This window comes from Flammeovirga aprica JL-4, from assembly GCF_012844305.1.
Taxonomy (GTDB): Bacteria; Bacteroidota; Bacteroidia; order Cytophagales; family Flammeovirgaceae; genus Flammeovirga; species Flammeovirga aprica.
In genome coordinates, this window is the sequence record NZ_JABANE010000175.1 from 1 (window position 1) to 10747 (window position 10747).

At 34.5% G+C, this 10747-nt stretch carries 7 protein-coding genes; 2 read left to right on the plus strand and 5 right to left on the minus strand.

Annotated elements, in window-relative coordinates; translation table 11 throughout:
• Positions 1–155 precede the first annotated feature (155 nt).
• From HHU12_RS31615 to HHU12_RS31625, 3 genes are all read right to left on the minus strand, one after another.
• A complete protein-coding gene (locus tag HHU12_RS31615) occupies positions 156–551 on the minus strand; it encodes a hypothetical protein (RefSeq protein ID WP_169660738.1) in 396 nt (131 codons plus the stop codon).
• An 11-nt stretch (positions 552–562) separates the two neighbouring features.
• On the minus strand, positions 563–1420 hold the full coding sequence (locus HHU12_RS31620) for a nuclear transport factor 2 family protein (protein ID WP_169660739.1): 858 nt from the start codon (positions 1418–1420) through the stop codon (positions 563–565).
• 100 nt (positions 1421–1520) lie between these two features.
• Positions 1521–2390: an AraC family transcriptional regulator gene (locus HHU12_RS31625; protein ID WP_169660740.1), complete on the minus strand. Its 870-nt coding sequence runs from the start codon at positions 2388–2390 to the stop codon at positions 1521–1523.
• Positions 2391–2547: 157 nt separating this feature from the next.
• On the opposite strand from HHU12_RS31625, the gene HHU12_RS31630 reads away from it, so the two are divergent.
• Positions 2548–4233: a tetratricopeptide repeat protein gene (locus HHU12_RS31630; RefSeq protein WP_169660741.1), complete on the plus strand. Its 1686-nt coding sequence runs from the start codon at positions 2548–2550 to the stop codon at positions 4231–4233.
• An 85-nt stretch (positions 4234–4318) separates the two neighbouring features.
• Positions 4319–5287, plus strand: coding sequence for a DNA cytosine methyltransferase (locus HHU12_RS31635; RefSeq protein WP_169660742.1), 969 nt, complete (start codon positions 4319–4321; stop codon positions 5285–5287).
• Positions 5288–5525: 238 nt separating this feature from the next.
• Here HHU12_RS31635 and HHU12_RS31640 read toward each other — a convergent pair whose 3' ends face one another.
• Together HHU12_RS31640 and HHU12_RS31645 are read right to left on the minus strand one after the other, a co-directional pair.
• Positions 5526–6980, minus strand: a complete 1455-nt coding sequence (locus HHU12_RS31640) for a RagB/SusD family nutrient uptake outer membrane protein (RefSeq protein ID WP_169660743.1) — start codon at positions 6978–6980, stop codon at positions 5526–5528.
• Positions 6981–6993: 13 nt separating this feature from the next.
• A complete protein-coding gene (locus HHU12_RS31645; protein WP_169660744.1) occupies positions 6994–10059 on the minus strand; it encodes a SusC/RagA family TonB-linked outer membrane protein in 3066 nt (1021 codons plus the stop codon).
• Positions 10060–10747: the final 688 nt, after the last annotated feature.

A 10747-nucleotide genomic window follows, 5' to 3' on the forward strand; every position in this document is an offset into this window, starting at 1 on the left:
AACTCCTCGAAAATCCAAAATATTATTCTGAGGAGTTTTATTTCCTTTTGACAATGCTAAGTTAGTACGCTATCGCTTAACACTTGAAACATGGATTTGTAACAAAAAAGCACAAGTCTAGCCTATTGCCTAACTTGTGCTTTTTCTATTTTATCTTAACGATTCAATTCCATATGATATCCCAAATCGTCTTTTTCGTACTCTTCAATACTCAGAGGTTGTTTACTTTTGATCAACCGTATACTATGCGTACTTCTAAAATAACGGACATCTATGAGCGTATCCTTGAATTGGAATGTTGAGAAACTCCAATCGTATAAGTCATATTTTTGATTTATTGTCGTACCGTATCTCGATATAGCATCTACTACTTTAAAGTACTTAGAATGTGCTTCATTGTAAGTTTTGAAAGATACTTCTTCGATATAATACTGATGATCATTGATTGTGTAATCGAAACTATCTTCCAAATTTCCATACTTAATCCATCTCTCTTTTTTGAAAAAGACAATCAATAAAAACGTCGAAATAAGTATTACAATAAATAACATGACTTTATAATTTAGAAATTAAATTTCCCGTTTGAATTTTTTGCTTCCGATTCTGGAAGGATTTCTTGAATGGCATCCCAATGTTCAACGATTTTTCCATCATCAAGTCTGAAAATATCATAGAATGCTACTTCTTTTTTCATAAAAATCCCCTCAGAAACAGCGACTACAAAATTTCCTTCACCAAATAAAGCGTGATTCTCCTTGTAAACCATTGGCATTCCTGCTTTATTCAAAGCTTCTAGAGCTTCACCCAATCCGGCTAATCCATCTTTTACATTTGGATTATGCTGTAAATACTCCTCCGTAGAGACATAATCCGTAATTTTTTCTGGGTGCTTTCCAAATAAAACATCATCAATAAAGTGCTTGACAATCTTTTTATTCGATTTTGTCTTATCCAAGTCCTTGACTTCAGCTGTACCATCTATTTGAGATCTTCCGGAAGCTGTTTCAGTGACTTTCTCCTGTAGATTATCCCAGTGTTCTACAATCAGACCATCTTCAAATCTGAAGATATCAATTCCAATTTTTGGTCCGAAGAAGTTGTAATCAGTATGAGCGATTACAAAGTCTCCATCTTCGATCACTCTTACCGTGTTCGCCTTTGCTGAACCTTCTGGCAACTGCTGTAAAACAGCTCCAAAACCGGCCAAACCATCTGCTACAGATTGATTATGTTGAATGTATTTGTTAGGGTTGATATAACCCGCAGGTGCTTTATCACCTGTTTCGATGCTTTTTAATAATGCTACTACCTTGTCTTTGTTCGATACTTCCATTGTACTAGAGTTTGATGATGAATCTTGAGCTGAGCTTGATAAAAACGCCATAATTAATACGGCTAATGAGTATATTTTCTTTGTCATGGATTACTTTGTTTGTTTAACAAAATCAACATTACAAAGGTGGCGGATGTAGGAAGTTTTATAAAGGTAGATTTACGCCCTTGAATGATACATTTACGCCTTACTTGTTTTTTACTCTAAAGTCAGCAGGGGTGACAGTGGCATGTCTTTTAAAGAACTTAATGAAGTTAGTAGGTTCATCATACCCTAGCTCATAGGCAATTTCCTTTACCGGTTCATCTGTATGTACCAATAATCTTTTGGCTTCTAAAACTACTCTTTCATCAATGATCTTTTTGGGTGACTTTGACAGTACTTCAGCAGTTGACTTATTCAACTGTTTCTCTGATAAATTCAATGAATTTGCATACCATTTCACCCCTTTTTCTTTTTTATAAGACTGTTCTAAATGTTCTTTGAAGTTGATCACATTGGTCAGATAAAGACTAGGTTCCAATTCTTGTATACCTTGTTCTCGGTATGCTCTTTCTGATTGTAATAAGAATAAGTAAAGCAATTTATGAAGGATCTCTTTTTGAGCCTGATCTTTCTTCTTTTCCGCCTCTTGATTCATTTGATGGAAAATTAGCTCTAATGCCTCTCTATTAATAATGGGTGATAACTTTGCGACGTCATAAAGATCACTATATAAAATAGAGGTAGTAATATATCTAAAATCATACTTGGTTTGACAGAAAAAATCGTTGGTAAAAATGATTGACTTTCCCTCATAATACCCATTCGCATCATAGAGGTTTACGGAGTTTTGAGCTACAAAAATTAAGGTATTGTCTTCAACTTTTATGGGTTTAAAATCTACATAGTGTGTGCCGTGTCCTTTTTCAATCCAAAGAATATGATAAAATCTCGCACGATGTGAAGTTGTTATTAAATGATTTTTCTCTTTAAATATTTTCTGAAGGTCTACAATTTCAAATTCCAACCCATCCTCATTCTTTCTAAAATCGTATTTTTTAATTTCTTCTTTCATTGAATCGACTTCTACTGTTTTTTATCTCAACTTGCACTATGTTAATGGCTATTTTTCGTTAAATTACAGAAAATCAAAATGAAACATTGATGATAAATCAATAAATTTAACGTTTCATTACTAAGCTACCAATTTCAAATTATAATCAGCTATACCATTGAAATCACTTACAACAAACTTCTATACGTTTTTTTTAATTGTATTTACATCCACTTCCATTTTCGCTAGCACAATCGACAGTTTACAAGAAAAACTTTCAGATACTTTTGAGCCTCATCAAAGAGGGGAATTAATGCTACAGCTGGGAAAAAAGTTTATTGCCGTCGATATGGACCGAGCGATGGATTATACTTCAGATGGTATAATGCTTTATGAAGAAAATAAAAATGATCAGCTTTTGGGTGAATTGTATAATCTCAAAGGGAATATCTACCTCTACAAAGGGCAATCTTATAAAGCGAGAGAAGCTTACTTCAATGCTATTCAACAATTCAGAAAAATCAAAAACAAAGAGTTGGAAGTAAGATCTCAAACCAACTTATGTCAAATTTATCAACAAGAAAAGAATTACTCCAAAGCGTTAGCTGAATATGAAAAAGCGATTGCTACTGTAAAAGAGCTGTCTGAAGATATTCAAAATGAATTACTACCACACCTTTACCTTAACAAGGGTACACTATATGATGAACTCAATGAACCTGAAAAAGCCATTCATCTTTTTAATCAGGTCATCAGAATGTGTAAAAATGAATCGCAATTGATTATGAAAAGTAAAGCGCTACACAACCTTTCGAATCAATATGCCAATCAGAAAAGGTTTGAAGATGCTTTGGAAGTTTTGAAAGCTTCTTATGAGATCAAACAAAAATTGAATGATGAAAGGGGAGAAATCAACTCATTAGTGGCATTTGCACATATCGCTTCTCAACAAGGACAATTGAAAAAAGCTGAAAAGTTTTATTTGAAAGCCATAGAACAAGCGGATGAAGTCAACTCTCCGGTTGATCTTAAAAATGTATACTACGGTTTATCTACTTTTTTTGAAGCAAATGGACATACTCAAAAGGCCTTTCAATACTTCAAGGAATATAAAAAAGCTTCAGATGAATTACTTCAACAACGATATAGCAAAGGGATTGCAGACTTGGAACAAAATCAAATCAAAGCTCTAGAAAAAATTCAGTTGTTGCATGAAAAAGAAGAACAGCAAACGATTATTATCATTCTTACGTGCCTTTTTATTGGTATCATTGCTATCATTTTGATGGTACTCAGAGTTCAGCGTTTGAAAATGATCAACGCAAAGCAAAACGAGGAAAAAGCCAATATTGCGAGAGAGCTAGAAACGGTTGAACATCAATACACACAAGAGCAAAATAAAGTATTGCAGTCTCAAGTAGAGTTTAAAGACAAAGAATTGACGACAAACATTATGCACTTAATGCAACAAAACGAGTTGATTAATAAGGTCTCTGAAGAACTGCTGAGTATTGATTCTGAGTTGGACAGTAATAATAAAAAGAAGATCCGATCGATTGTTTATAACCTCCAAAATGCCAATCAAGGGGAAGTTTGGAAAGAATTAGAATACCGTTTTGAACAAGTGCACTCCGACTTCTTTGATAAATTGCATCAAAAATTCCCAAGTCTTTCTCCTAATGAAAAGAAGCTTTGTGCATTCCTCAAATTAAACTTAAGTACAAAAGATATTTCCAACATTACACACCAAAGTGTGAAGTCCATTCAAGTGGCCAGATATCGACTCCGTAGAAAGTTAGAAATCAATAATACTGACGTCGATTTTCAAACTTTCTTTGACAATATCTCTTACAACGAAAAATAATTTTGAAACAAATAGTCGGCAATATTGATTCATTCCTTTTCATCTATTAATATCGTAAGACTAAGACATTTTTTGAAGGGTTAAGATGAAGATAGAGGGATTAAAATTTATAGATCTATTTGCTGGCATTGGTGGTTTTCATAAGGCGCTAACATCATTTGGAGCAGAATGCGTGTTTGCTTCTGAATGGGATAAATTTGCCGTAAAAACCTACCAACGCAATTACGGCATTCAACCTCACGGTGATATCACTCAGATCAACGAACAAGAAATTCCCTCTCATGATATTTTATGTGCTGGCTTTCCCTGCCAAGCATTTTCTGTATCAGGCAAACAAAAAGGATTTGAAGATGCCCGCGGTACTTTATTTTTTGATATTGCTAGGATTGTAAAGCACCATCAACCGAAATTACTCTTTCTGGAAAACGTCAAGAATTTTGAAAAACATGACGGAGGAAATACCATTCAAGTGGTCATCAATACCTTAGATGAATTAGGTTATAATGTTAGATATAAGGTCCTGAATGCATCAGAATTTGGTTTACCTCAGAACAGAAAACGAATTTACTTTGTCTGTTTTCGAAAAGATATCATAGCAGATGAATTCCAATTTCCTTTACCTCATCAAAAACATGTAAGTCTTAAAGACTTCCTCGAGCAAAAACCTGATGCCAAGATTGTCAACCGCCCTGACATCGACATTTATAAAAAATACAAACCTAAAGAGGACAAAGAAGGAAATATCATTTTACCCAACCGCCCCATACAAATCGGAAGAGTCAACAAAGGCGGTCAAGGAGAACGTATCTATGACCCCATCGGTCATGCTATAACGTTATCTGCCTATGGAGGAGGTGTAGGAGACAAAACGGGTTTATATAAAGTAGGTAATCAAATCAGAAAACTTTCTCCTAGAGAATGTGCCCGCATCCAGGGGTTTGATGATAACTTTGTTATTATTTCAGCCTATAATCAGGCTTATAAGCAGTTTGGGAATAGTGTGGCAATTAATGTTTTGAAGGCGATTTTGGGGGAAATTGAAAGAATGAAATAAACTTAAAAAGAAACGTCAAAAGTTACTTTGGAATATTAAAATTTATGCTTATCCGCTTAAATAACAGTACGTACTAAGAATATGCTCTGTGCTTCTAATTTAGTTTGAGAAACTAAATTAGAACTATGAAAATATTAGAATTCACAGAAATATTTTTAGTACGTACTGTTATTTAAGCGAATAAGCGTATTTCTTTTTTTCAAAAATAAACTTTGACTTGAAATTATATAAATGAGGTTTACTGATAACCATCATTCTGTTCAATACGACCATTACCAAGTGTAATTTCACTAAGTGGAATAGGGCGTAATTCATGAATACCTTTAATAAAACCTTTATCTTTTAAGATTGTTGCTGCTCTGTCAGTTCTAAGTAGATCCCAGAAACGATGCCCCTCCATAGCCAGTTCCACTCTTCTTTCGTGATAAATACTTTCAAGTAAATCAGTTCCAGTAGTAGTTACATCAGCCAGAATACCTTCTTTACCACCTCTAGCACGAGCTCTTACTTTATTGATATATACACGCGCTTGCTCTTCATTTCCTAAATGAAACTGAGCTTCTGCATAAAGTAAATATATATCTGATAACCTAACCGCTCTATAATTGTGACCGCCGTGGCTCGCCCCATTAGAAGGCCACGGATAACTAGAAAAAGGTGTACTACAATACTTTCTACTATAATAACTAGTACCATAATCAGTACTTTCATGCTGGTAAATAGTTGATTCTGCTCGAGGGTCATCATCTTCAAAAGCATTTCTTAAATCATCTGTTACTTGGCAAAAACCCGTACCATTGATTGAACGAGGCATAAATACAATATTGTTCCATGTACCTGGATTACCCTTCAGCCAACCTGCTATACTATTTTCTTCAAAGTTGATTTCCCAAATTGACTCTTTACAATGCTCTCCTTCTGGCTCAAAAATTAGACGAAAATCAGGTTCCAACTCATATTCACCAAGTGCAAATAATTGTTCTGAATATTGTACAGCTTCAGCCCATTTTTTTTCCATCACATTTAGTTTAATCAAATAAGCAAGTGAGGCACCTTTAGTAGCACGCCCTAAATCATTATTCTGATCATATTCAGATTTTTTTGGTAGTAAACCTAGAGCAAGGTCAAGATCCTCTTGTATAAAGTCTACAATTTCACTTCTTGATGAACGGCTTTTATTAAACTCCTCTGAACTTAATGGGTGATCAACTTTGATTACACCTCCAAACTGAATTAGTAAATCATAGTAGAAATAACCTCTTAAAAAGTATGCTTCACCAAGAATACGATTTTTTAAGGTCTCATCCATTTCAATTTCTGGAACTTTTTCCAAAACCTTATTGGTTTTAAATATTCCTTGATAAGCACTTGACCATTTATCCCCCACTATTGTATTGGAAGTAGTAATCGTATAGTTTGACAATTCAGTCAGGCCCGCCTGATCACCTGCATGTCCACCTCCTTTAAACACATCATCTGATGAACAATCAAGGGCAGCCATTGGGCTAAAAAAACCATCGTTTATCCACTGTGCTTGAGTGTATGCGGCATTAATTGCCGATATAGCATCTTCTGAAGTTTTGTAGAAGTCATCTTCTAGCGCCTCACCGTAAGGTGCTTTCTCTAACTGCCCTAGACAGGCAGTTAGGAAAATAGTAGAAGATACAAGTAAGTGATTTATATATTTTTTCATTGGTTGTTCTTTTTTAAATGTTAAGGTTTAAACCTATAGAGTAAACTCTTGCCTGTGGATACATACCTCTATCAATACCAAACGCAAGCACATCACCATTTTCAATACCGATTTCAGGATCCATACCTGAATAATCAGTTAATGTCCAAAGGTTTTGACCGCTCAAGAAAATACGAAGACTCTGTATACCTGCTTTCTTACATAACTTGTTAGATAAAGTATAGGCTACCTCCAAGTTCTTAAGTCTTAAATAGGTACCACTTTCTAGAAAATAATCTGAAGCACGTAAATTTGACTCCACATCTTTTTCTGTCAAACGAGGTATTTCATTTGTAGAACCTTCTCCATCCCATGCATTGAGCATTCGTGTTGAAATACCGTAAGGACCTGATCGATCGTTAAAATATCGAGGAGAATTAAATATTTTATTACCACTAACTCCTTGGAAAAAGGCTGTTAAGCTAAGCTGTTTATATGCAACATTTAGTGAAAACGCATACGTGAAATTTGGTAAAGCTGAACCTACGAACGTACGGTCATTATCATCGATCTTTCCGTCTCCATTGACATCTGCGAAACGTACATCTCCAGGCTGTGCATTAGATTGTGCAGAATTAGCTACTTCCTCTTCATTTTGAAATATACCTTCCATATCAAGTAAATAAAACTCACCAATACTTCTACCTACTTCTGTACGCGTTAGCAATGGAAAACCTTGAAATTGTCCTTGCTCTATAAACCCTGATTCAGTACCAAGACTCAAGACCTCATTTTTGATAAAAGAGATATTACCATTAATACCATATGAAAAGTTTTCATTGACATCTCTGCGATGATCTAATGTAAATTCCCACCCCGTGTTACGAAGGTTTCCAGCATTACTCCAAGGAGATTGCCTTATACCTGCATATTGAGGAATTGGCAACTGCATAAGCATATCAGTAGTATTCTTCTCAAAATATTCAGCTCCTAAAGTCAACATATCATTAAATAAACCAATGTTGATTGCTACATTACTACTTTTGGTTGTTTCCCATTTTAAGTTTTCATTACCTAACATCAATGGTGCTGCTCCTGCAACTAATTTATTGGAGAAGTAATAATATTGACCACCTGAAATCATACTGTAGTAGCGATAATCAGCAAAACTCTGATTTCCTATTTCCCCCCATCCTGCAGTTATTTTCAAACGAGAAATGACATCAGTATCAGGAAAGAATTTTTCATTGTGGGCATTCCAACCTCCAGCAATTGAAGGAAAATAACCCCATCGATTACCTGGTCCAAACTTCGATGAACCATCAGCTCGAAAGTTTATCGTCATTAAATAACGATCATCGTAGTTATAATTTACTCGTCCAAAGAATGAAACCAATGCACTTTCTGTGATGTTATCACTTACTGTAGCTGTTGCTTTATTACCTGCTTCAAGACTTGGCTGCTTTATATTAGCAGGGATCTCTTTTATGCCACTTCGAACAAACTTATACGCGGAAGTCTGTACCTCATGTCCTAGCAAACCTGTTAGTTTATGGTTTCCAAAATCACGAGTATAATTCGCTGTATTAGTCCAAGTGTGATTAACATTAGTTGTGTTACTCTTCTGTAAACTAGATACATTTTCAAATTGAAGAGGTGATATTTTGTAAGCCGGTGTAAAATTGTAGTTCTCACTAAAACCTAGATTAAGACCATAAGAAGTACGTAATGTGAAATACTTCTTCGCTTTGTATTCAGCATATACATTACCAGATATATTATATGTTCCTGTTGTGTTGTTATTGAGATCAATACGAGCTACAGGATTACCATAATTACCTCCTAACTTAGTATATCCATATTTACTATCTGGGTTGGTTGGATCATATATTGGAGTAACAGGTTCATGTCCGATTGCGTTTGTAAGAATTTTTTGTTTTGCCACATTACCATGACCTGATTCAGGTATTGTGTTACGGTCAGTATAACCAAAATTAATATTGTGGCCTAGGTTAAAACGTTCATTAAGCTTGTAAGTATTGTTCACCCGGAAAGTAATACGTTTGTAATCTGTACCTTTTACAATCCCTTCTTGCTCCATAGCATTCAATGAAATATAATAAGTACTTTTGTCTGAACCTCCCGATACTGATAGTTGATGATCTTGTAAAATGGCATCACGAAAAACTGCATCTTGCCAATCTGTTCCTTCACCTAAAGCTTCAGGGTTGGCCAAATCAGGTATTGGAGTCCAATCTTGCGATGGGGAATTTGCATAATCTGTTGCACGAGCTTTGTTTCTAAGAATAGCATACTGTTGTGCATTGACTAAATCAATTTTATTACTCATTGACTGAGTTCCCAATCTTCCAGAATAACTGAATGTCATTTTACTGTTACTTCCTGACTTTGTTTTAATAAGAATTACTCCATTTGCACCTCTAGAACCATAAATTGCTGTTGCAGAGGCATCTTTTAGAATTTCCATTGATTCTACATCCTGCATATTCAAGGAATTGATATTTCCCAAAGGAACTCCATCAACTATATAAAGAGGATCAGCATTATTGACAGTACCCACACCACGAATACGTACTGTGGAACTTGCTCCTGGTGAACCCGAATTGGAGGTAACAGTCACCCCTGCCGCTCTTCCTTGCAAGGCCTGATCTATATTGGGGCTTAGAGACATTTGAAGTTCTTCAGATTTGATAGAAGCAACAGATCCTGTAATATCTGATTTCCTTTGAACACCATATCCTACTACAACTAATTCTTCTAAGTTGACAATGTCATCAGCCATCGCTATATTAATATTTGTACGGCCATCTACTTTTATTTCTTGGGTTTTCATACCAATGAACGAGAATATTAGAATAGGTGAATCTCCATCTACTACTAAATTATATTTTCCTCCTGCATCGGTAACCGTTCCAACTGTAGTCCCTTTTAGCTGTATAGAAATCCCTGGAATCGGAGTTTTTGATTTATCAGTAACAATTCCCTGTACATTTAAGGTCTGTGCACTACCAAAAGAAGATAAAAAGAAGAGTACAAGAAGTAAGTTTATACTTCTCACATATTTTGTAAGGTTAATCATTTTTAATTTTTAGTGTTGTACTTTAAAATAAGGAGTAATTGGAATAACTAGGGGGAGACCCTAAGACATAGGCTTGCTCAACAAAAAATGGCATAGCAAATTAAAAGCATAAATGCTTTAATACCTCTGTCATGAAATAATATAGTTTTGCTAAAAAATAATTGTGCTTTGCTCCAACTTTTATTAGAGCCTACTTTCATAGTTGTGTTATTGTTAGAGTTAAAAACTTGGATTACTGATTTGTGAAACCTATTGTATGGGTTACTTAGCTAAGTTTTAATCCATTAATCAATTGTTCATTTCTCGAATAAAGGTAAGTGTAACTATTACGTGAAAAGGGGGGATATTAAATTTAGAGTCTTTTTATTTAATTTACCCCCTCTTTATAAAAGCATTTTTGTCAGAAAACCCTTCCTTATCCACTTTGAAAATACTGTGCGTAATTATTAATACATACTCGAGTTCTAATTTATTTTCCTAACTAAAATTAGAAGTTCTGAAATATTAGAGATATCTAACGATTAATTCAAGAGTGAAAAAAGTTAATAGTAAAAAACTCATCATTTTCAATAACTTACAAAGTAAAATATAACCATCGAGTTATTAATATTACTATTAAGTACTGAGACAAATTAAAATATAAGCTATATTTATACCCTAATTATGGGTCGTAAAACAAAAGTTATAG